Origin of the sequence: Aeromonas eucrenophila (genome assembly GCF_000819865.1) — a bacterium.
GTDB lineage: Bacteria > Pseudomonadota > Gammaproteobacteria > Enterobacterales > Aeromonadaceae > Aeromonas > Aeromonas eucrenophila.
Genome location: NZ_CDDF01000005.1, coordinates 651,310 through 672,858, shown reverse-complemented (window position 1 = coordinate 672,858; position 21,549 = coordinate 651,310). Strand labels below are relative to the sequence as shown.

Below are 21,549 nucleotides of genomic sequence, written 5' to 3'. Positions count from 1 at the left end.
CAGCCCTATCTTCCGCCGATATTGAGTTGGATAGCCTCAGATGGATTGCCTGCAGGGAAATAGCCGCTCACCCTTGCTGGCGAGCGGCTTGCAAAGCTGGGATGTATTGGGAGCCGCCTTGCCAGATCGCCCTCTCACAGGGATCTCGGCAACCAGCAGTCTTTGGCCGAGGCGGCCTCATGCCTGAGGGGTAGCTGGACTAAACTCAGCGTTGCCTTGTTCAGTTCGACCGATTTGTCCAGCCCGGCCACTGGACAAGCAAGCAGTAGAGGACATGGTCATGAAAAGCTGGAAGATTTGCCTGATAGGAATACAACTCTTGCTGGTCGGTTGCGCCTCCTCCGGTGGCACTAGCCCGCCCCCCACTGGCGATGGTGGCAGCAACGGCGGCGGCGGTGGCATGGGCGGTGGTAGCTACCTGACCAACCCATCCGAAGCGCCCTAGTACACCTTAACAATGCCCTGGGCCTAAGTAAGACGAGCGCCGGCAGTGAGCCGGCGCTCACTGCCCCACCATCTACGCCCTATACCCTGCACCCTGCATATTCTGGGTGACATCGAGGCCGGAGGACTTGGCAAATGCCAACGCAGATCATCTTAAAGTCTTCCCGCCCCCATCCCGTCCACTTTATGGTGTCCCATTGTTTCCATAGAGGCGAAAACCGGGTCGACGGCTCAACCGCTGGTAGTAGTCGCTCACTGCCGGCAATGACGGGCGATCGAATGGCGTTTCGAACCAGCGATTGACCGACAGACCGATGGGGATGTCTGCCAGCGAGAAGCCGCTCCCCGCCACATAGGCACCGGTTGATGCGAGCTGTCGCTCGAGGATCTGCATGTGTCTGGACCACTGCACACAGCCCGCTCCGAGCGCCTCGGGGTCCTGATGGGAAGGGGAATGCCTGATCAAGGACATGAAGGCGTAGCGCCAGGAACTGTTCAAATCCGAGGCCTGCCAATCGATCCACTGATCGACCATGGCCCTCGCTCGAGCCTCGGTAGGATAGAGCGCGGCATCGCCATAGCGCGCCGCCAGATAGCGGATGATGGTGTTCGACTCCCACAGCGTGAAGTCGCCGTCCTGGATCACAGGCACCATGGCGTTCGGGTTCAACGCCAGAAATTCAGCGCTGTGAGTGGATTGAAAACCGCTCCCCCACTCCTCCCGCTCGAACGGGAGACCTATCTCGGCGCAGGCCCACAACACCTTGCGCACATTGATTGACGACGCCTTGCCCAGTATCCGTAACATGTCTTCCTCCTTCCATGGGAAAGAGATGAGCTTCCATGAAGGCCACCGCGCCGGTCAAGGAGAAATCCGAACGGACACTCAGGCTAGTTTCACCGCTCTGGCGATATTGGCCAAAAACAAAAAGGCCACTATTTCTAGTGGCCTTCGTAAGCCTTTTATTTTAATGGTGCCGAGGCCGGAATCGAACCAGCACGCCTCGAAAAGCGAGGGATTTTAAATGCCTGCTCTCGGCCTTTAAAAACAAATAGTTACGCAAAAACAGTCACTTAAGTGCACGCCATCATGCGGAAAAATGCGGTGTTCTGTGAGCTGTGTGGATCAAAAGTGGACACTACCGCAGCTTGTTCACTGTCAGCGGATTGAGCCGCAAAGCATCCTCGAGGTGGTCTGGGGCAAAGTGCGAATAACGCATCGTCATGGTGATGGTCGAGTGCCCAAGTATCTTCTGCAGCACTAAAATATTACCACCGTTCATCATGAAGTGGCTGGCGAAAGTATGCCGGAGCACATGGGTGCTCTGTCCTGCCGGCAGCTGAATCCCCGCCCGATTTATCGCCGATTCAAAGTGGTGGTAGCACTCACTGAACAGCTTGCCGCGTCGCTTGGGGATGATGTCAACCAGCTCCTGGTTGATGGGCACGGTTCGACGTTTACCTCCCTTGGTGTGGGTGAACGTCAACCGGTTGTTGGCAACCTGCGACTGGTTCAGGTCTTGTATTTCCCCCCAGCGAGCGCCGGTGGCCAAGCAAAGCCGCACCACAATCCCCAAGTCTGGGTGGCTAGCTGAATCGCAGGCATCGAGCAGCGCCTTGATTTCTTCAGGGTACAGAAACGCCAGCTCGGACTCCGTTACCCGATACAGCCGCATCCCAGCCAACGGGTTTTCTGCCGTCCACTCCCCCAGTCGCTTGAGCTCGTTGAACACGGCCCGCAGGTAGGCATGATCCCGGTTCACCGTCGACGCACTCACCCCCTTGCCATCCTGTGTTGCCGCCCGGCGATCACTCACTGCCCCAGAAAGGCGCGCTTCCCGGTACTTGGCAAAGTCGTTGCCGGTGAACTCGCAAGCCAGCGGATTGCCCAGGCTCTCGCAGATCAACAGCAGCTTGGAACGGCGTTGCTCACCATCCCGCAGGCTTTGGCCATGCAAGCCGTACCACCGTTCGACTAGATCCGCCAACCGGCGTGCATCGTCAGTCTCGCGCTCTGGCGCCCCCTCCCCCAACCAGGGCTTGGCGGCATGCTCTTCAAGCTGCCAGGCCCCTCACGCGGTGGCTTCGGCCTTGGTCGCGAACCGCTTGCGGCGCCGTGGACCATCACGGCCACCTGGGCGCATATCGGCAATCCAGGGGAGTGGCTTGCCGTCGTCGAGTTTACGGATACTCATCTGCTATTCTCATGGCTCTGCTACTTCGCAGAGCTATTCACTCCATTTTTAGCCGAATTTAAAATATCTGATAGCTTGTCGTTCTTTAACATGGCTTCTAATACCGATGCACTGTTGTTATTTTGATACAGACGAACAGGGTTTTCTGAAAATTGGGCTATCATGCTATCCAAAAGTTTCTCACTCATTTTCTCATCTACAAGACCGGCTTCATCTTTATATCCATGATAAGTCATAGCAATTGAGACTTTATAAGCATAGTCCTCCTGCAGCTGGCTTGCGTGGCTATATTGTTTTGCAGAAAACCAAGCTCCCCATATCGCAGGAAATGACACTGCCAACTTGGCTATCAATTGTGCCATTGAGACATCTGTATTTTCAGACGGTGTTTTGAATGCAATCTGCACAATATCAAGGCCAACATAAGCCAGTAAAGCTAAAAAAACAATGAACGCAACAAACCAAAGTTTCACTTGAATTGCTAAATTCTCTTGTCGTTTTTGGAATGCCCCAGCCATGCCAACTTGGCTGGTCTTTTTCAGCAACCCATCCACCTGCATTAATTTTTTTGCTGTATCTTCTGTTAACACACCGATCTCGGTTTCTTTCTTAATCATATTTTCGCAAACAGACTTCAACTGGTCTCTATTTTGGTCTAGTAATTTATTAGATTCATTGACAACATGCCCTATTTCATATTTGTAATCTTCAACAGACTGCAATAAATCAGAGCGCCCCTCGCTATATTGGTTTGAAATTTCATTGATTTTATCATTCAATGACTCTCGGTACGCATCAAGTTCACGGTCAATCTTGGCATTGTTATCAGCCTTTATTTTAGTTAAACGTGCCGCATTAACATGCTCGTCAAGCTGAAACCCCTGCTCTATAATTCTTGATATTAAGTCTTTCGTCGTTTTGTTAAAGCTATTTTTACCATGCACTGTAAAATCATGAACCTTTACTATCTCACGTTGAATAGATAGGACCTCTGAAACAAACTCAGGATGGATTCTTATATTTCTTCCAACCAGGTTTTTCAACAAAGCATCTAACAATTCAAGATAATTCTCTATGAGCATTTCATGCGCTATCGAACTGAAATTATTGTTTATTGAATTTTTTACAACTCCCTCAAGCTCACCAAAGTTAACCTTTATGGAATCGATAATGCCAAGCATTATTTTAAAATATTCATTCCTTTCACTATACTCTTTACCTGCCGTATGAGCTGGTTCTACGTTTGAACCTGAAAAGGTGCGGGATATCGAATCATTATTAATAAGATATGTAAATTTATTTAGCGCCATATGCACTAACATTTTTGAGTTATTTATTCCAGTGTCAAGATTCATGACAACTCCATTTGGTTATGGATAGATTATTACTATTATTCCTTACTGACCCAAGCCATGAGACCAACAATATGTATCTTGACACACATACACGGAAACCACTTGGAGTGACAGATTTTCAGATGAAAAAAAGGGCGCATCAGCGCCCTATCGTTTCCTGAAAATTCGGTGTTCTACCATCACGCCGATGATCTCTATGTGCTGCCGGTCGGAGTGCATGGTGGGGAAATCGTCGTTGAGGGGGACCAGTTCGAAGACCTCTTGCCCACTCTCATCAATGCCACGGGGTCGGTACTTCTTGAAGGTGGCCTCTTCGCTGCCGTTCTTGGCGACGACATAGTCACCTGGGCGTGGTTGTTCATCGGGGTCAATGATGACCAGGTCCCCTTCGTTGAACATCGGGGTCATGGAATAGCCACGGATCCAGAGGCCAAAGCCGCAGGGCCCGATATCGACGCTGGCCGTCACATACTCGATATTGCCGTCGAAGGTGGTGGCCTGCTCACAAATCTCGCGCCAGTTACCCGCCTGAATGTAGCTGAGGATCGGGATACGGTTCCCCTGGGGAATCACCGCCGGCTCGACGTTGTGATAACCGGGTATGACTTCGGAGGCTGGTGTTACCGCTCCCCCCTCTTCACCCGTCAACAGCCAGCCAACCGTCACCCCCAGCGCAGCCGCTAGGTCATTGAGATAGCGGCCTTTTGGCTGGTTGAGTCCTGATTCCCACTTGCTTATTGAGACACGGGTTATCCCTATGCGCTTAGCAAGCTCGTCTTGGCTCATTTTCCGCGCACGCCTGCGCGCAGCGATTCGGTCATTGATAGTTTCCATAAACCTAAGTTACCACCCACAAACGTAACTAAAGCAACGAAACCTCTTGACCCTTTTTTCGACCCATAAGTTACCTTTAGACGTAACCAACACTTAGGTGACGAATAGAGGGTTTGAAAATGCAGAAAAACACTGTCCTAGAGTACTTCGGCACAGTAACTGAGACGGCCAAAGCCCTTGGGATCTCCGATGTTGCTGTCAGCAAGTGGAATGAGACCATCCCCAAAGGCCGTGCCTACCAAATCGAAGTGTTGACCGGCGGTCAGTTGAAAGCCGACCCCGCAGCACCTTCTGCTCGCCCGGCGCAGTAAGGAGATCGCCATGACGATGGAAAACCATTCTGCCGAGCCCTTCACCGAGGTACTGCGTGAGTTGGCCGCCATCAAGCAAGGGTTGGCCCTGCAGTCACTGCCGGCCATCCCGCTCGATGCCTTCCTGGACATGCTGCTCGACGTCTACAAGTTCAAGCTCCCCAAGCGCACCGCCCAAGACATGATTGCCGATGGCCGCATTCCCATCATCCCCAAGCTGCGGGCGGGCGATCAACCCTGGGTCAATCTGGTGCGCTGGCGCGAGATGGCCAGAGAGCCTGAGCAGTATTTCAAGCTGGTGCATGAGAACTCCGGGCGCCGGCTTGCCAGTAATGCGCTGACCAAGAAGTCCAATCCCCGCTCTGTGGCTTGATCTCACAGTAGCGATTGCGAACAGGAGCCGAAAGTGTCTAACCGTCAACATAACCTACACAGCCACTTTGTCAGCGCGTGTGACCGCTTCAAGCAGGCACACAACCTGACCCAGCTGGCCACAGAGATTGGTATGAGCGCCGATGTACTGCGCAACAAGTTCAACCCGGCGCAGGAGCGGCACAAGCTGACCGCCACGGACCTTATCGACCTCTACCGCGCCACCGGTGACGACACCCTGTTCGATGGCCTGCTGTTTGATTGCCACCTGACGGCCGTTGCCATTACCCCCGCCAACGACACCACTCCGATTTCCCATCGCGTGATCGACGCGACCGCCAAGGTGGCGGGTATTGGCGCACAGGCTGTGCATGTTCTCGAATCAGGCCGCGTCACCAAGGGCCAGCGCAATGCGTTGGTCGGTTCGTTGATGGCGACTGTCGAGCACCTGGTGCTGATCGCCACCGAGGTCGAGAACAAATTTCAAGCCGTCCCTGGTCTTGCGTGTGCTGCCGACATGGCCCGCGCAACCCTCGGCGCATAGGAGACCAGACATGAGATTGATTTGCCCCCACTGCAACGCCCGCGCCAGCACCCGAACCTCCGTCCGGATGAGCCCGCTTTGCGGCATCGCTACTTATCAATGCAGCAATGTGGACTGCGGCCACACCTTCAAGGCGGGGTTCGAGATCATCGCGACCATCAGCCCCAGTGCCATGCCCAACCCGGCCATTGTGCTGCCCTTTGTCCCCCGCCGCGTGAGAGAGGTGGCCCAATGAACAAGCTTCGCGCCGAGCAGCCGGGGCTGATCCCGCTGCCCACCTTGCTGTTTAACCGCGCCGTGGTTGTGGGTGAGCAGGCCGAGCCGGTCATGCGCAACACCACTCGTCTCGATGGCAGCTATCTGGAGGACAGCCAGGGCCGCCGTGGGGCCCTGCGCTTTGCACCACGCCAACAACCTCGCCCGCACTGGCTGAGCCAGTTGCTGCAGGCATAAGCGGAGGGCCACCACATGAACACGGCACAGGTTTTTGAGCTCGTTCAGCAACCCAGCGCCCGCGAAAAGGCACTGGCAGAGATGCGTGCCCAGTTCGGCCGCAATGGGGCGGCCAGCCGCTGGTCACGCCTGCCAATCAAGGCTCGGGCAGTCATCTGCTATGCGGCCGGGGTATCGACCACCGCCGCCGAGCGGGAGCTGGACCAGTTCGATTTTGAGCAACAAGAGGCGATCCGCCTCGCCCTGGGCGAGCTGCTGGCAACCCTGCACCAGTTTGATGGCGGCGTGCTGCATCGCCGCGAGTGGCACCGCGCCACCCGAAGCGAAGGACCGAGCCGCAGCGAGCTGGAACAGGCAGAACACGAGAATAAGCGCCGGGCCGAGCTCAACGAGCAGGCCGGCATATTGGAAAGCCGCATGGCGGTAGTCAGAAAGGTGGCCGGAAACGGCCAATAAAAAACCCCGCTATCGGTGCTCGAACACCAGCGGGGTTTCCATCAGCAACTGAGGTAACTGACATGCGAACTGTAGCGATTCCCACCGCACTACGCAATGTGAAGGCTCTAAGCCGCCAGCTGGCCCATGCCGCTGGTCGCCGCCACATCAAGCGACCCGACGATAAAGCCGTACTGGCTAATGCCATCAATGCCCATGCCTGGCATTCGCTCTGGCAGTGCATGAACAAAAAGGTGGGGCAGATATGAGCCAAACCATCATGACCCTCGCCAGCCTGAAACAGTGGATTGCCGAGAACGAAGCACGCCTTGTTCCCACCGCCCCGCTCTGTTGCTGTGGCGAGCTTGGGATCTCCATCCGTGTAGAGGCTGGCCATGTCGCCATCGACGAGCCGGATTACAGTAACGTCGAAGGAGGTGCCTTATGACGAATGACCTGTTTGAGCTAGAAGCCCCGCAAGACACGCTGGGCACCACCGAGGCGGGCCCTACCCACATGCAGCCACCGGCACCGGTCAGCCCGCTCACCAAGCACTGGGAAGTAGCCCAAGAGGAGTTCAACAGCTCCGGCTGTGATGCCAAGAGAAACCGTGACATCACCCGAGAGTTGCTGGCCCTGGGCGCCATCCGCGCCGTGTACTGGATAGCTCTGGGTTGTGGTGAAGTCACCCTGGCCAGAGAGATCGCCGTGTGGTGGGAAGAGTGCGAGCCTCTGCACGGACTGGGGGAGACCATCAAATGAGCCATCAACAACTGATCGACCAGTGGGTCACCAAGATGCTGAACGCCGAGGCTCGCCTGCACGGCCTGCAGTTGGACCTGCTCGAGCTGCGCACTGATGGCCCCCATGGTCAGCGCACCCCGGCCAGAACCCATCTGACCCTTTGCCGCCAAGCTCGTCTCTCCGCCCGCCAGGCATCCCGAAAAATCCAGTCCCTCTACACCGAAGGCGCCATCTAATGACCCATCAAAAACCAGCCGGGCTTGCCCCGGCTTTGGGCTTCGTACGCCCTGCAAACAGCAATCCAGTCACTCTGGAGCCTTGCACCAAGTGCAAGCAGACCGCCGTTTGCATGCCAGTAACCGGCCGTCACGGCCGCCGATCTTACCCCTATTGTGTCGAAACCTGCTGGCCGCTGGCCCGTGCCGCCAGTGAAACCGTCGTGAAGGTCGCCTCTGCGGTTAGCCCCTCGATGCGCTGCAGCTGCTGCGGTGAGTTCGCCCATGTGCTCCCTGTCTTTCTGTCTGGCGGTCGTATGACCAGCCTGTTTTTCTGCGAGGCCACCTGCTGGTCTGAGCGACTTGAAGCCATGAACCTGGTACCGACTTGCTCCCAGTGTGGTCGCTATTTGCAGCCGAACGAATACACGAGTGGCAAATGTGGGGTGTGCAGATGAAGGTACTGATTGCATGCGAACGCTTTGGTGTTATTCGCGACACCTTTATCAATGCCGGCCACGATGCGTGGTCGTGCGATATGGTGGATTCTGAAGTGCCGGGACCACATATCCGTGGTGATGCCCTGAGCGTGATGGAATGGGGCTGGGATCTCATGATTGCCCATCCGGACTGCACCTATCTGACCCGCTCTGCAGCGTGGGCATATGGGGATGGTCCATACCATCAGCACGTTAAGCCAGGCACTCTTGTTGGAGAGGCCCGCAGAGCAGCCCGAGAGCAAGCATTGGCTTTTGTGGCTGCGCTGGCAGCGGCTCCAATCCCTTTTATCGCCATCGAGAACCCAGCGATTGGCGCACTCAACAAACACCTCGATTTGATCCGGTTTGGGTTCCGCTCAAACTTCCCAACCCAAATCATTCAGCCCCACCAGTATGGGCACGATGCCAGCAAGACTACCGGGTTGGCCCTCAAGGGACTGCCAGACCTTCAACCTACATCCCTAGTGGAACCTAGCATGATGCTTCAACCAAGCGGGAGGACATTGCCTCGCTGGAGTAACCAAACCGATAGCGACCAGAACAGGCTGCCCCCCAGGGATGGTCGTGCCATGGCACGCGCTAAAACTTACCGAGGGTGGGCTGATGCAATGGCAACTCAATGGGGACCTGTTGTCGCGGCGGCAGTCGCAATGGAGGCGGCTGCATGAACGACCCCATCACCAACCTGCAGGGCATCCAACTACCCCAGCACTACCTGGTCGGAGTCCATGCCGACAATATGGCCGGCGCCGCCGAGCAACTGGCCCGTATCGAGTGGCACGTTGCCAAGCCGCTGGCCAAAACCTACCTGCACCGCTACCCAGCCAACCCCAAGACCGCCAACATCTGGCTGCGCCGCATGGTCGACGTTTGTTCCGCAGCTCAGAGCCGGTTCCCTGTCCCAGTCATCGACCTGCGCAACGATGTTCGCCGCGAGCTGGTCGCTGCCGAGTGGGCCCGCCGCTGCCAGCAGATGCTGAACAATGGCACCGAGCATGAGTGGGACGCCGAGAAGCTGCTGGCCGATCTGGGAGCTCAGGCTAAAGCATGGAGCTTCTGCCCTCCTCTGCCGATCGACCCCTGTAGCACAGCACGTCGCCTGCTGTGCCGCCAGTTGACAGAAGCTGAGCGGGCCGACATGGACCCATCTGTAGAAAAGTTCGAAGGCGCTGCCGCCAGCCTGCTGGTACGCCTGCTTGATGAGTCCTGGTGGCTACGCAAAATCAACCGCGCCTGGGCCGTCTACTGCGAGCTGATCGCCATCCTCACCGGCCAAGTGCGTAAGGGAGTCAGTCCCTACGCCAGCGCCCACGCGGTGCGCGAGTTCACCCAGCGCAAGGCTGCCCAGCAGGCATGGATGGAAGGTATGAGCGCCGTCAACGAGGAGCTGGGGCAAGAGATTGACCTGGTCGACGCTGTGATGGGCTCGGTCGCCAACCCAGAGATCCGCCGTCATGAACTGATGGTGCGGATGCGTGGCTTTGAAGACATGGCGCAGGAGCAGGGCAAGCTGGGCCTGTTCCTCACCCTGACCGCCCCTTCCAGCTATCACGCATGGCGCCAGGGCAGCAAAGACACAAACAAGACCTACCAAAACGAGAAGTTCAACGGCGCTAGTCCGACCGAGACCAACCGTCTGCTGTGTAAGCAGTGGGCCCGCTTTCGGGCCGCACTGGCCCGCGAGGGGATCATGGCCTTCGGCTTTCGGGTGGTAGAGCCGCACCACGACGGCACCCCGCACTGGCACTGCTTACTTTTCATCAACCCTGAGCATCAGCGCGACTTCCTGACCCTGCTCGCCTACCACTTCACCGATGCCGAGCGCAGTGAATTGAAGATGCCGAACGGCGACCAACTCGACCAGTTGGCCAAGCTGAAAGTCCGCAACAAGGCCCCGCGCATCAAATGGCTGCTGGACGTGAGCAGCACGGCAGTGATCAAGGCCATCAACCCACGGGTGAACTGGAAAGAGATAGACCCTACCCAGGGCAGCGCCACCGGCTATATAGCCAAGTACATCGCCAAGAACATCGACGGCCACAAGGTCGGGATGGATTTCGAGGCCGAAGCGCCAGTCGACCACACCACCATCGCCGTGGCGGCCTGGGCGAGCTGCTGGCGTATCCGCCAGTTCCAGCAGATTGGCGGCCCAGCCGTGAGCGTGTGGCGCGAGCTCCGCCGCCTGGGTGACGAAGTCATCGAGTGGGATTGCATCTTGGAGGCGGCCCGCCACGCCGTCGACAACAATCGCTGGGGCGACTTCATCAACGCCATGGGAGGCATCAACCTGCCCCGCAAAGAGCACCTTATCCGCCTCTCCAAGCGGCTGGACGAAGCCGCCAATAAATACGGCGAGGACGTGCTGCGGCTCATGGGGGGTGATCACTGACATCGGCATGACCACCGCCATCACCCGCACCGAGGGTTGGCAAATAGTGCGCAAAGGGGCCACCGGGTCTGGTTTGGGCGAGCAACGCGAGCATGCAGTCTGCGAGCGCAGCGAGTTGCAGTCAGGCAGCGGCAGCTGCCCCCCTCGGAGTTTTATCAATAACTGTACGAAAGGATCCAAATTGGGGGTTAAAGGATCCGCTCTGGCTAAGGAGCTGGTCCGAATGGGGCTTGATGAGAGCAATGACGCCCTGTTGCAGCACGGCAGCATCATCAATGCAGGCGGCCAGTATGTGCGGCTGGTCGGTGATCGGCTAATTGTGAGTCGCAACTGGCCTGGGGCAACCAGTGCACCGGGACACTGCAGCAAGGGAATGCTGACACCAGTGGAGGCTGAGGTTGAGGCTGCGCTGGCAAAGGCCAACGCCAAGAAACGCGCGGTTTGTTATCAGGATCTGTCCCCCCTGTTCACCCCCGATACCACTCTGCGAGTCACTGACTGGCTGGCCCCTGTGCCGTTGGCACTCTGGCCTGATGCACTGCTCCACCTCAACAACCGCTTGGGCGACGAGTTTAAACAGATTGGCGATGGCCACGACGAGAACACCGTTCTGCGCGCCGTCGAACGAGCCGTGGCGCTACTCGAAAGTGCCCACCGCGTAGGCCAGCTCAGCGAAGAAGCGTTTAAGTCGCAAGCTGCCGAGCTGCGCAATCACAACTATGCCCAGCGGCTGACCCGCCTAGAGGGGCTGAACACAGAGCAAAGGGCGCTGACCATTGCGCTGGCCTATCAGCAAGAAGAGGACGCCTTGTCATGAAGAAAAAACCTGTCGTCGTCGCCTACGGCGGCACCATTTTGTGCGGCACCACCGGCAAGATCTTGTGGATAGCAGAGGGCTGCCACTATGACAAAGCGAATCCCGGTGCCCGTGACTGGCTCAACCCCACATTCAAGCGGAATGAGTACGAGTTCCCGAGCGACGCGCCACCAAAACCGACTTGGTCACCCTATGCGGAGGGAGAATAACGTGCAGGACTCCATTACCCGCGCCACCATCGAGCGCCTGCAACGGCACTGTTTGCGGCTCTGGCCCATAATCCAGCAGCACCCGCCAGGATCGGCAGGTCGTGCCGCCATCACCCGAGAATTCGATGAGCTGCCGGCAGCCGAATGCCACCTCTGCGATCGGCTGCTCGACAGAATGGAGCGGGTCATCCGGTTCGAGGATGCTTGGTTCCCGTTCTACCAGGGCGAGCTCGATACAATCACTCCACCGAAGAAGGCGCGACGACCAGTAGAGCCAGTGTCCGATTACCGCCAGATCGGCAAAGACACCCGGGCACGCCGAGGCATCTATGCCAGGAGGTCATCATGACCCTCGCCAAGGATGCTAGGGCTCACAAAGAGGCCCAGCGTAAACGGCAGGCAGCTCTCGGCATCAAGCGGGTGGAGGTGACGCTCTCCATCCGCGAGCGCGAACAACTGGAGACCCTGCGCCGCGCCAGAGCCGGATCTGGTGAGCCCGACACCGTCGACGAGTACATCAGCACCCTGCTGCGCCGCGACTGGGAACGCTGGCAGCAGCAACAGGCGGCGCTGGCCATGCAGACCTGCCCGAATTGCGACTATGCCTTGCCGGAGGGCTGCGGAGGCACCTGCAAGGGCGAGGCCACCTGCTGGCACACAGCTGGAGGTAGAATCTTGGCGCTGTGACCGGTCACAAGGTGGTCATTGGAATAGCGAGAAGCAAATTATCACCAAACGCGACAATTTGTTGCTCGTTTTTGAGTAAAAGATATACTCACTACGAGCCCAAGAGCTGACTAATCGCAAACCAACCAACTAATTGACAACCAAACTTACCGATGATTCGACACCAAAATAGGGAATGAACATGGCTCAAACAGTACGCTTAGACGATGACTTCATCGCCGACGTGAAGATCCACGCGTCTGCCGCACATCGCTCTTTGCCGAAGCAGATTGAGTACTGGGCCAAGATCGGCCGTATGGTCGAGGACAACCCGGACCTGCCTTTCAGCTTCATCAAAGACGTGATGCTCGCCGCGGAGCAAGTCAAAGAAGGGCAAGTAACCCGCTATGTCAGAAGAACAACACGAGATTGAGGTTTTTGAGTCTGGCCTGTTCACCAAACAGCTCAAAAAACTCCCTACGAATGATCTGAAAGCAGTGGAAGACGAGATCGACCGGATCATTGACGACCCCGAGATCGGAGAACAGAAGAAGGGGGACCTGTCGTACCTGCGGGTGCACAAGTTCCAGCTCAAAGGGCAGCTGGTGCTGCTGGGCTACTCCTGGAAAGACGCGGAACTGCAGCTCTACCTGCTGAGCGTTGGCCCTCATGAGAACTTCTATGACGCCCTCAAAGAGCGTCGCAAAGCCGATTTGAAGCTGATCGGCTGACCATAAATGGGCCCTCTCGGCCCATTTCTCTATCTCGGGGTGGTCAATCTGACCCTTGACGGTCAATTGGGCGGTTAAGGGTCAGGGTGTGCACATGGCCAGGACGGTCAAATTGACCGTCCCAGCAGGATCAGGCCCGCCTCCTGTGTATGTTTCCTGCCAAAATGAATATTAAAAAGCCAATTACCAACTGATTTAAATAATATTAATGAATATATTCTTAAGAAAATTTCGACCTACAATGCGATTAATCACTTCCAATTTTCACCGCTAGATAATATTCTCCAGTCCTCACCAAACACTAGGGGATGTTGCTTATGAATATTAAAAAAATGATAGAAGACAACTTTGCTTTATCTATCGCCAGTATAGTTATTGCTAGCTGCTCATCTGGATTTGGACTCGGTCTTGGATTTAGCGAGATGGTAAGAGTTGAAAGCAAAGACAATCAAATACAGCTGTTAAATAGCAAGATAAAAGATCTAAACAATATGATCTCAGAAAAAGAATTAAAAATAAAAACCATAAGCAGCGAAATGAAACCATTTCAAGATAACTTAACAAATATCACTCTGAAAAACAAAGTGTTGGAGACAAGATTGGCATCATGCAATGATAGGGTTGAACAATGGAGCAAGGCTTTAGATGAATGGAAGGATGCGTATAAAATGACAAATACTGAGCTCAACAACTGTAGGTCCAACGCTAATATCCTTGATAAGTTAAGTGAGATTGAGCAGAAAAAAACAAATATCGAACGGATATTACATTCCGCCATAGATAATCCACTTGATCAAGAAAGCATCCCTCTTTATCAAAGGCAAGCATTGGAATACCAAACTCGCATACTTGAGCTAGAGAAGAAATTGATATCTCAGTAAAAATTAAGAGCCTAAATTTTTAATTTCAATCCAATGTCAGCATACAAATCTGAGAGAGTATTTGATGTGGTGTGCGCGGCTAGTGCTAACTAGGGATACTCAACATGTTATCACCGGCCGCCCGTACAAAGTAGGTTGCCGCCGGATGGGCAATGCACAGCTGGTTGAGGTCTATGGTCTGCTCGGTGTAGTCCTGCGCCGGCGACGGGAAGCCACAGGCCACGGGGGAGAGAAATAGGGGGAACTCCAACAAGGGAGCATCAGGGGCGGGTTGAGCGAACATGCGGGACATCTCGATTAACTGTATAAAAACACAGTATGGCAAGCAGTCCAGAGAGGATCACCGTTCGGCGTTTGGCTCCTCCATTCACTGACGACTCTAACTCTGATAGTCACAATGACATCAAGCCTCAACAGAAACCACATACTGTGACCGAGCGCGCAAGACTCACAAGTGACCCACACACCATAAAGAGGTAGCCTATGCACGATCCAAGCAAACCATCTTGGGTCATATCCTATGCCCCATAAGGAAAAGAGTAATGGCAAAAAAATATGAAATATACTTTGACAGTTATTTGCGGGATTCAGATAAAAGCAGCATTCCCACCGAGTCTGGTATCTATTGTGTGTATAGCTATCTTCTAAATACTGAAACCGGCAAAGATACGATAAAAGAGCTCATCTACATAGGTCAGGCTGAGGATGTTAACTCCAGGCTCGCCAACCATGAAAAATTGGAAAAATGGAAAGCACAACTCAACAAAGGAGAGAAGCTCTGCTATTCCTTTGGTGCTGTTTCCAAGAGCGATTTGGACCGCTGTGAATCCGCATTGATCTTCCACCATCAGCCACCTGTAAACATCGAGTACAAGAAGGAATTTAACTTCCCTGAGACGTCCATTGTTCTCACCGGAAAAACTGCCCGTCTTACCTCGAAGTTCACTGTTGAACCTACCATCGCTTAAGAGTGGTTTATGACCAGTCATTCAGGGCGCTCAGTGCGCCCTGTGTATGCTTCCTGCCAAAACTAACGTCCCCTTCCCTGTGTAGAACCGGTACCCTGCCGGCGGTGTTGTGCTGCTGGACGGGGTGATTGTGGCTTATCCCGCCTTATTGGGGCTGATTGGGTGTTGCTGGTCGCACGGCGTTGCGCGATACTGCACGGGCAACGGCAAAATCCGTTGTCGGGATTGGCGTCCCGCTCAGTGAAGCGCACAACACGCGCCTGCGTGTTTTTTTGTGCGGCCCAGTAGTACCCGCAATCTCAGTTATGGCGGGCTGGGCAGGGGCCCTTCGGGGCGCCGGGTCTTTGCTGCCGGTACGCCAACCTTGCTCAGTTCGTCACCAGATGATTGGCGTCGATGGTGGCGATTACCTTCACAGCAAAGGAATCCAAGCCATGAACAGCATCAGCTTCCATGACACCTACTTCTCCGTTATCCCTCATCACGGCCAACCCTGGCTGACCGCACCACAAATCGCCCAAGCCCTTGGTTATGCCAGTGACGATGCCGTGAGCCGCATCTATCGCCGCAATGCGGACGAATTTACCCCCAGCATGACCTTGACGGTCAAATTGACCGTCAAGGGGTTCGGCAATGGGAACAGCGAGAAAGAGGTCCGGATCTTTTCTCTGCGTGGAGCCCATCTGATCGCCATGTTCTCCCGCACGGCGCTAGCCAAAGAGTTCCGCCGCTGGGTGCTCGATGTGCTGGACCGCGAAACCGCCACTCACCCGCAGCCCCTCACCACCCTGACCGATGACGAACTGCATTCCTTGGCGTGGTTCTGGCGCGCCGCCGACCGGATGATGATCGCCGCCAAGGCCATCTACCCCCTGCTCGATGTCGCCGAACACCGCGAAGCTGGTACCTACTACTCCATCATCCACGAATACCCAATGACCCTGGCCGCCGCCCAGCGCATCCTGGCCGACAAGACCCGCCATATTCAGCCCGTCACCCACGGCAACCGCGACTGGAACAGGTTGCTCCCCCACCTGCACCGCCTGCCGATGACAAAAGGTTGGTAATGTGAACCCTGTCAGTGAAATTCTTGGGGGGCCTTGGCCCCCTTCAATCGACAATATTTAGGGCTTAAGGCAAGATAACCACATTTACAATAAATGCATCATTTTCAGCAGGTTGTGGTCAATCAGCATATGGAAATCGGTGTAGATTGGTATAACAACAAAGCATGGGTAATCGAATATGGATAGGTCAGAACTACCAGAAGATATCACCGCACTGATAAAGGCAGCCGAGGGGGGAGATGTTGCTGCACAATTTCACCTGGGCGAACGATACGATTTTGGGCAAGCCATTGAGCAGAGTGATAGCCAAGCTCTTTTGTGGTATCAGAGGGCTGCTGAACAAGGCCATTTAGATGCACAGTTCAATCTGGGAGTTATGTACGAGGATGGCCAAGGGGTAACGAAAAGCGCTCACACTGCTGCCAAGTGGTATTACAAAGCCGCCAAACAAGGACACGCCGCAGCTCAGTTCAATATGGGGTCATTTTACCGGAAGGGAGAAGGCGTCAAGCAAAGCGATATCAAGGCTTTCAAGTGGTATCTCAAAGCCGCCGAACAAGGGGACGCTGATGCCCAATATAATCTGGGAATAATGTACTGGAAGGGAATAGGCGTAGAGCAAAGCGATATCAAGGCTTTCAAGTGGTACCTCAAAACCGCCGAACAAGGGGATGTTAAAGCCCAGTTCATTATAGGACTTATGTACGAACAAGGCTGTGGGGTAGGGCAAAGCGACAGCAAGGCTTTCGAGTATTATCGCAAAGCCGCAGAAAAAGGGGATTCTGATGCCCAATGTAATCTGGGATGGATGTACGATGAAGGCCGAGGGGTAGAACAGAGCTATAGCAAGGCGATCGAGTTGTACCTCAAGGGCACCGAAGAAGGGAACGCACGGGCCCAGTGCAACATGGGGGTTATATACACTGAGGGTAGAGGGGTAGAGCAAAACTATCGCACGGCGGTTGAGTGGTTTCGCAAGGCTAGCAAGGGAGGAGATGGACAGGGCACCATCAATCTTGGCCAGATGTATATGAATGGAGATGGTGTTAAGCAGAGCTATGCAAAGGCACAAGCCCTTTTTCGCAAAGCTACCCGAAATACCTCACCCCAGATCCGTTTTCAAGCCATTGAACTTCAAGACCAAGCTAAGCGCCATGCACGTTCACCCCAGATAACCAACATACGGGAACGCATCCTGGCCGAGCTGAAAGTCAAAGCAGGGCTCACCATGACCCACTACACCTCTCTGCTGGTGGGCAATGCGCTGTTACTGGAGCAAAGCCCTCTACGACTGGGGCATATCAATGCGCTCAATGACCCCAATGAAGGGAAGCTGCTCTGGCGTCATCTTGGCCATACTCCAGTTGAAAGCAAACCGGCCTTTGTCGGGTGCTTCCTGCCAGAGGAAGACAGCCTGAATATGTGGCGGTTTTACAGCAAAGACCATCAAAAAGAAGACGCCTGCGGCTGTGCCATTACCTTTAATATCGACAACTTTTTTGAGTTCGACCTGTTGTCAAAAAAACAAGGTGATGCCCCAAATGATGCAAATAACCAAGCATTCCTTAATTCGGGGAAATCACCTCAAGAGAGCGCAGCTTTCTATCGCGTCGTCTATATCAAAGCTGAGATGCAGATTCATGGCGAAGATGAAGAAGGGCCCCTCAAGCAGTTGTTTGATGAGTTAAAGACCGCAGTCAACGATCTTCTGGGTACCACCCCAGATAAGGAAAAGCTTCAGGACCTGTCGTGGCTGTTGGGGCCATTACCCTATCTGCTCAAAGATGCGGACTATGAAGCAGAGAAAGAACACCGCGTTATCGTCACCCATCTGGAATACGGTGCCAAAGAAATTCAGATTCAAGCACCTGACTTGATAAAAAGCACCCCTCCCCGACTCTATCTGGAGCTGCACCGAACCAACCACCTTGCCCCGGTCAAGCATGTGACCCTGGGCCCCAAGTCACCTCACCAAGAGATGATGGCCCCCTACTGGCATCATCAGTTGGCCAGCAAATTCTATGGTCAACTCAATGCTAAGCCGGATTTTTATATCAAAGCCTCCAAGTGCGCTTATCAGTAAGTGCAAAGACCGGGGAAGTACAGTGCCATCCCCCACTGGGAAGGTGAAAGGATCTGACGGAAAGTGAAGGATCGCAAAAAGGATCCAAAGTTCCGCGCGCGGCCAGTGCTGGCGCGGGAAACTACTCCCTGCCGACAGTCGTTCACCCGAATGGAAATCGACACATAAAGCGGGCAGGCGAGGCGGGGTCCCGATTGCGCGCCAGCGGTGCTGGTAGAGGTCGGCAGGCTGAGCCTGCTGCTCTGGGCCGGTGCTCGAGGATCAGGGAATATGTCGGGCGCGGTAAGCGGGTCGATGCAGTGGCGGAGCGCTCAGGCCGCCAGATAAGATGCAAAACAAAGCCCCCTCGGTGAGGGGGCTTTTCCTATGCCGTATGAACACACACAAACTCCAAGCGCTCGAGGTAACTCTAGCCTCGCCTATTCTGCCTGCCCTGTCAGATCTGACAGTCGGTAAGGATTGAACCGGATGATCTCCTCCCCTGCCCAGTCATTGAACGCCAGCAGGCTGGCCTTGATGCTGTCGATCTCGTTGATGTCGAACACCTGGGCGGCCTTGGTCACATCGCCGAAACCGCCGGTGCTGTTCGGCATGACCCCCATCAGTTGGGGCGGGACCCGGTGGCTGGCCAGCTGGTCGTCCCGACTGACGTTCTTGATGCTGAGGAAGTCATCCTTGGCTGCAACCTCGGCGACTGGGATCAGCTTCACCCCATCCTTGTTGCCACCCGGGGTGTAGAGCAGCAGGTTGCTGAAGTTGCCCGGGCCCTTGCTCTGGCGCAGCGCCTCTTTCAGCTTGGCGATGTCCCCCTCGTTCTGCACTGCATCGGTGATGTGCATGATAAAGCCCGCGTGGCTGCCGTTCTCGTAGTAGCGGCGGCGGAACAGGGTGGCCGACTCGTTGAGCAGGGTCGAGTTCAGCCCGCCGACATAGTCGGGGATGCCGTAGATCTCCTGGTTGATGTCAGCCTCCATCACATGGCCCACCCGCCCAGCGGGTAGTTCCTGCTCCTGCCCTGGCTGGGCAATCCACCAATAGGCATCCAGATCCAGCCCGCGCCGGGTGTACTTGGCGTGCAGGTGGTCATAGCGCAACACCCCGCCGATCCGGTTCTGCACCGCCTGCAGGTAGCCATTGCCGAAGATCAGATAGTCCAACGCCAACCCGGTGAAGGCCGCCAGGCTGAGTTTCGGATGGGGGATGAAGCAGGAGCGCAGGATGTTGCGCTTCACCTGGATGGCCGAGGCATGGTGCCCCCCAGCCCGGTAGACCCGTGACAGCCCGTTGAGGGAGAGGGGCGGCTCATACCAACGGCCGTTGTGCATCGCCTCAAGGTAGTCGAACACCTCCCGTTGGGAGAGCACCGGTACCGGCTCACCAAAGCTGAACGCTTCGATGGCCGAGGCGCCGGGTTGCTGGGTCGCCGTCACCGGCTGGGTCGTGCGCAGATTGCTGCGAGAAGCGCGGCGCTTTCTCATGCGAAAATCTCCATCATGCTGGTATTGGCACCGGTGGCGCCTGCCAACGGTTCATGTAACAGGGCCTGCATCGTCGCCCAGGCAATGTCGGCGTGGCTGGTCTCCTCTGAGCGACTGGCCTCAAAGGTCGGCATCTTGCCACCGGCGGTCACGCCGCGGCGGATGCTCATAAAAGCGGCCGCCAGATCGGTCCAACCGCTGTCGAACTCCAGCCGCCCCTTGTTCATCACATCCTGTGCCTTCATCACCATCTGGATCTTCACGCTCGGGTTGTACTGGATGGCGGTCACCGCCGGATAGAACTGCTTCACCAGCTGATAAACCCCCTCCCCGATCCCGGTGGTATCGATGCCGATGTACCCCACGTTGTAGCGATCGCACATGGCCTTGATGGCCCGCGCCTGGGCGTCGAAATCCATCTCGCTCCAGCGGTGGCGCTCGAGCACCCGGAACTTGCCGCCGGGAACCGCCGGCGGGGCCAGCACGGCGCAGCCCGCACTATCCCCCTGACCACCCTTGGCCGGGTCATAGCCGATCCACACCGATCGGTTGCCCATCGGGCGCTGGGCAAAGGGCTTGTAGTCGTCCCACAGCTCCCAGCTGTCGACCATGCAGCGCTGCAGGGTGGCGAGCGGGAACACGCTCGACGTGTCGTCCATGAACTCGCACATCAGCAGGTTGCGGTATTCCTCCTCGGAGTACTCGCCCCGCAGCTGATCCAGGTCGAACAGGTCGCAGCCACCGCGCACGGCATCTTCGACCGTGACGATCTGCCGCCACTGTCCATCGGCGCACAGTTTGCCTTCAGCCAGGTTCGTGTGGCTCAGGTCTATCTCGACCCGGTCTGCCTTAGGCTTGCCCCGGTTGAAGTTGGCACCGGACCAGAACGCATAGGCGGGATGGGAGAGGCTGGACGGGCTGGAAATGTAGGTCTGGCGCCACTTCTTGTGCATCGCCATACCGGAGGCGACCTTGCGGAACTCCAGGAATCCATGGATCCAGAAATACTCATCCATGTAGATATTGCCGTGGTAGCTCTGGGCGGTGCGGGCGTTGGTACCGAGGAAGTAGAGGTGCGCCCCGTTTGGCAGCACCATGGGGTCGCCTTTCAGCTCGACCCCCTCATCCTTGGCAAACTGAATGATGTACTGCTTGAAGACATGGGCCTGGGCCTTGCTGGCCGACAGGAAGATCTGATTGCGCCCGGTGACCAGAGCGTCGATGAAAGCCTCGAAGGCGAAAAAGTAGGTGGCGCCGATCTGGCGCGACTTGAGCCGGTCCCGGATCCGGTGATGCTTGCCGGCCTCATACCAGGTGCGCTGATAGCCGAACATGGTCGACTCAAACCGTTCGAGCAGGCGCTCCTGCTGCTCGGGCTCCACCACATTGCGCTCGGGGGCCTTCTTCGGTCCCTTGTTGCGGTTCGCCACCTTGGGGTTGAGGTCGGCCTCGTTGCCGCCATTGCTGTACTTGTTGACCCGGGCAATCCGCTCAAGCTGGCGGCCCAGCAGGTCAATCTCCTTGAAGTCGCCACCGCTCTTCATGTCCTTGGCGATCAACTGGCACATCCGTGCCTCGATGGCGAAGTCGACCCGGTCAATTGGTTTGATGTCATCCCAGCCATCGCGCTTCTTCCAGGTCGAGACTGTCCCCTCCGGCACCTGCAGCAATTCTGCAATGGCACGCAGCGGGTAGCCCTGGAAGAACAGGTGCATGGCCTGCCGTCTGGGTTCGATATGAGGAAAAACTAAGGGTGCTGTAGTCATGGCGCCAGTCTACCGACCCCGACAAACGCCCTGACGCCCTGACGCCCGCGCCAGTGTATCCGCCGTAGATACACTGGCCGCCGATTGCACGA

At 55.9% G+C, this 21,549-nt stretch carries 29 protein-coding genes and 1 pseudogene; 23 read left to right on the top strand and 7 right to left on the bottom strand.

Annotated features, from left to right (window positions below):
• Window positions 1–280 precede the first annotated feature (280 nt).
• Window positions 281–445, top strand: coding sequence for a hypothetical protein (locus tag BN1124_RS21245; protein ID WP_156128129.1), 165 nt, complete (start codon window positions 281–283; stop codon window positions 443–445).
• A 183-nt stretch (window positions 446–628) separates the two neighbouring features.
• On the opposite strand, the gene BN1124_RS07035 is transcribed toward BN1124_RS21245, so the two are convergent.
• The 4 genes and pseudogenes from BN1124_RS07035 to BN1124_RS07015 all read right to left on the bottom strand — a co-directional run bounded on the left by BN1124_RS07035 (window position 629) and on the right by BN1124_RS07015 (window position 4,828).
• Entirely contained in the window at window positions 629–1,252 is a 624-nt protein-coding gene (locus BN1124_RS07035) for a glutathione S-transferase family protein (protein ID WP_042640358.1), read from the bottom strand.
• 331 nt (window positions 1,253–1,583) lie between these two features.
• A pseudogene (locus BN1124_RS07025) lies at window positions 1,584–2,639 on the bottom strand (phage integrase).
• 20 nt (window positions 2,640–2,659) lie between these two features.
• The gene (locus BN1124_RS07020; protein WP_156128127.1) at window positions 2,660–3,994 is read right to left on the bottom strand and encodes a hypothetical protein; all 1,335 of its coding nucleotides are present in this window, start codon (window positions 3,992–3,994) and stop codon (window positions 2,660–2,662) included.
• Window positions 3,995–4,141: 147 nt separating this feature from the next.
• A complete protein-coding gene (locus BN1124_RS07015; protein ID WP_042640353.1) occupies window positions 4,142–4,828 on the bottom strand; it encodes a LexA family protein in 687 nt (228 codons plus the stop codon).
• 119 nt (window positions 4,829–4,947) lie between these two features.
• Here BN1124_RS07015 and BN1124_RS07010 point away from each other — a divergent pair, with 119 nt between their 5' ends.
• The 19 genes from BN1124_RS07010 (at window position 4,948) to BN1124_RS06930 (ending at window position 14,095) form a co-directional block, all read left to right on the top strand.
• Window positions 4,948–5,139, top strand: coding sequence for a Cro/CI family transcriptional regulator (locus BN1124_RS07010; protein WP_042640352.1), 192 nt, complete (start codon window positions 4,948–4,950; stop codon window positions 5,137–5,139).
• 10 nt (window positions 5,140–5,149) lie between these two features.
• Complete coding sequence (locus BN1124_RS07005) at window positions 5,150–5,512, top strand: hypothetical protein (protein WP_042640351.1); 363 nt, start codon at window positions 5,150–5,152, stop codon at window positions 5,510–5,512.
• Between the two features lie 33 nt (window positions 5,513–5,545).
• Window positions 5,546–6,055 (top strand): phage regulatory CII family protein, encoded by a 510-nt coding sequence (locus BN1124_RS07000; RefSeq protein WP_042640349.1) that lies wholly within the window; start codon window positions 5,546–5,548, stop codon window positions 6,053–6,055.
• A gap of 10 nt (window positions 6,056–6,065) precedes the next feature.
• Window positions 6,066–6,290, top strand: coding sequence for an Ogr/Delta-like zinc finger protein (locus tag BN1124_RS06995; RefSeq protein ID WP_042640347.1), 225 nt, complete (start codon window positions 6,066–6,068; stop codon window positions 6,288–6,290).
• Window positions 6,287–6,508, top strand: coding sequence for a hypothetical protein (locus tag BN1124_RS06990; protein WP_042640345.1), 222 nt, complete (start codon window positions 6,287–6,289; stop codon window positions 6,506–6,508). The genes BN1124_RS06995 and BN1124_RS06990 overlap by 4 nt, the downstream gene beginning before the upstream one ends.
• Window positions 6,509–6,523: 15 nt before the next feature.
• Entirely contained in the window at window positions 6,524–6,964 is a 441-nt protein-coding gene (locus BN1124_RS06985) for a hypothetical protein (protein WP_042640343.1), read from the top strand.
• A gap of 62 nt (window positions 6,965–7,026) precedes the next feature.
• Window positions 7,027–7,212, top strand: a complete 186-nt coding sequence (locus BN1124_RS21240; RefSeq protein WP_156128125.1) for a hypothetical protein — start codon at window positions 7,027–7,029, stop codon at window positions 7,210–7,212.
• On the top strand, window positions 7,209–7,391 hold the full coding sequence (locus BN1124_RS06980; RefSeq protein ID WP_042640340.1) for a hypothetical protein: 183 nt from the start codon (window positions 7,209–7,211) through the stop codon (window positions 7,389–7,391). The genes BN1124_RS21240 and BN1124_RS06980 overlap by 4 nt, the downstream gene beginning before the upstream one ends.
• Complete coding sequence (locus BN1124_RS06975) at window positions 7,388–7,705, top strand: hypothetical protein (protein ID WP_042640337.1); 318 nt, start codon at window positions 7,388–7,390, stop codon at window positions 7,703–7,705. The genes BN1124_RS06980 and BN1124_RS06975 overlap by 4 nt, the downstream gene beginning before the upstream one ends.
• Window positions 7,702–7,923 carry a hypothetical protein gene (locus BN1124_RS06970; RefSeq protein WP_042640335.1) on the top strand — a complete coding sequence of 74 codons (222 nt, stop codon included), beginning with the start codon at window positions 7,702–7,704 and terminating at the stop codon, window positions 7,921–7,923. Before BN1124_RS06975 ends, BN1124_RS06970 begins: the two co-directional genes overlap by 4 nt.
• A 433-nt stretch (window positions 7,924–8,356) precedes the next feature.
• Window positions 8,357–9,070, top strand: a complete 714-nt coding sequence (locus tag BN1124_RS06965; protein ID WP_042640901.1) for a hypothetical protein — start codon at window positions 8,357–8,359, stop codon at window positions 9,068–9,070.
• On the top strand, window positions 9,067–10,791 hold the full coding sequence (locus BN1124_RS06960) for a replication endonuclease (RefSeq protein ID WP_231553610.1): 1,725 nt from the start codon (window positions 9,067–9,069) through the stop codon (window positions 10,789–10,791). Before BN1124_RS06965 ends, BN1124_RS06960 begins: the two co-directional genes overlap by 4 nt.
• A gap of 7 nt (window positions 10,792–10,798) precedes the next feature.
• Entirely contained in the window at window positions 10,799–11,608 is an 810-nt protein-coding gene (locus tag BN1124_RS21650) for a hypothetical protein (protein WP_231553609.1), read from the top strand.
• Window positions 11,605–11,817: a hypothetical protein gene (locus BN1124_RS06955; RefSeq protein ID WP_048822932.1), complete on the top strand. Its 213-nt coding sequence runs from the start codon at window positions 11,605–11,607 to the stop codon at window positions 11,815–11,817. Before BN1124_RS21650 ends, BN1124_RS06955 begins: the two co-directional genes overlap by 4 nt.
• Window position 11,818: 1 nt before the next feature.
• Window positions 11,819–12,166 (top strand): hypothetical protein, encoded by a 348-nt coding sequence (locus BN1124_RS06950; protein WP_042640333.1) that lies wholly within the window; start codon window positions 11,819–11,821, stop codon window positions 12,164–12,166.
• On the top strand, window positions 12,163–12,504 hold the full coding sequence (locus BN1124_RS06945; RefSeq protein WP_042640331.1) for a hypothetical protein: 342 nt from the start codon (window positions 12,163–12,165) through the stop codon (window positions 12,502–12,504). The genes BN1124_RS06950 and BN1124_RS06945 overlap by 4 nt, the downstream gene beginning before the upstream one ends.
• Before the next feature lie 181 nt (window positions 12,505–12,685).
• Window positions 12,686–12,916, top strand: a complete 231-nt coding sequence (locus BN1124_RS06940; RefSeq protein ID WP_042640329.1) for a TA system antitoxin ParD family protein — start codon at window positions 12,686–12,688, stop codon at window positions 12,914–12,916.
• On the top strand, window positions 12,891–13,214 hold the full coding sequence (locus BN1124_RS06935) for a type II toxin-antitoxin system RelE/ParE family toxin (protein ID WP_042640327.1): 324 nt from the start codon (window positions 12,891–12,893) through the stop codon (window positions 13,212–13,214). Before BN1124_RS06940 ends, BN1124_RS06935 begins: the two co-directional genes overlap by 26 nt.
• Window positions 13,215–13,531: 317 nt before the next feature.
• Window positions 13,532–14,095 (top strand): hypothetical protein, encoded by a 564-nt coding sequence (locus BN1124_RS06930; RefSeq protein ID WP_156128123.1) that lies wholly within the window; start codon window positions 13,532–13,534, stop codon window positions 14,093–14,095.
• Window positions 14,096–14,180: 85 nt separating this feature from the next.
• Here BN1124_RS06930 and BN1124_RS06925 read toward each other — a convergent pair whose 3' ends face one another.
• Entirely contained in the window at window positions 14,181–14,378 is a 198-nt protein-coding gene (locus BN1124_RS06925; RefSeq protein ID WP_456236303.1) for a S24 family peptidase, read from the bottom strand.
• Between the two features lie 259 nt (window positions 14,379–14,637).
• Here BN1124_RS06925 and BN1124_RS06920 point away from each other — a divergent pair, with 259 nt between their 5' ends.
• The 3 genes from BN1124_RS06920 (at window position 14,638) to BN1124_RS06910 (ending at window position 18,213) form a co-directional block, all read left to right on the top strand.
• Entirely contained in the window at window positions 14,638–15,063 is a 426-nt protein-coding gene (locus BN1124_RS06920) for a GIY-YIG nuclease family protein (RefSeq protein ID WP_042640323.1), read from the top strand.
• Between the two features lie 434 nt (window positions 15,064–15,497).
• Window positions 15,498–16,130 carry a P22AR C-terminal domain-containing protein gene (locus BN1124_RS06915; RefSeq protein ID WP_042640895.1) on the top strand — a complete coding sequence of 211 codons (633 nt, stop codon included), beginning with the start codon at window positions 15,498–15,500 and terminating at the stop codon, window positions 16,128–16,130.
• Between the two features lie 178 nt (window positions 16,131–16,308).
• On the top strand, window positions 16,309–18,213 hold the full coding sequence (locus BN1124_RS06910) for an SEL1-like repeat protein (protein WP_042640321.1): 1,905 nt from the start codon (window positions 16,309–16,311) through the stop codon (window positions 18,211–18,213).
• Window positions 18,214–18,632: 419 nt separating this feature from the next.
• On the opposite strand, the gene BN1124_RS06905 is transcribed toward BN1124_RS06910, so the two are convergent.
• On the bottom strand, window positions 18,633–19,691 hold the full coding sequence (locus BN1124_RS06905) for a phage portal protein (RefSeq protein WP_082041473.1): 1,059 nt from the start codon (window positions 19,689–19,691) through the stop codon (window positions 18,633–18,635).
• Window positions 19,688–21,457, bottom strand: a complete 1,770-nt coding sequence (locus tag BN1124_RS06900; protein WP_042640319.1) for a terminase ATPase subunit family protein — start codon at window positions 21,455–21,457, stop codon at window positions 19,688–19,690. The genes BN1124_RS06905 and BN1124_RS06900 overlap by 4 nt, the downstream gene beginning before the upstream one ends.
• Window positions 21,458–21,549 lie beyond the last annotated feature (92 nt).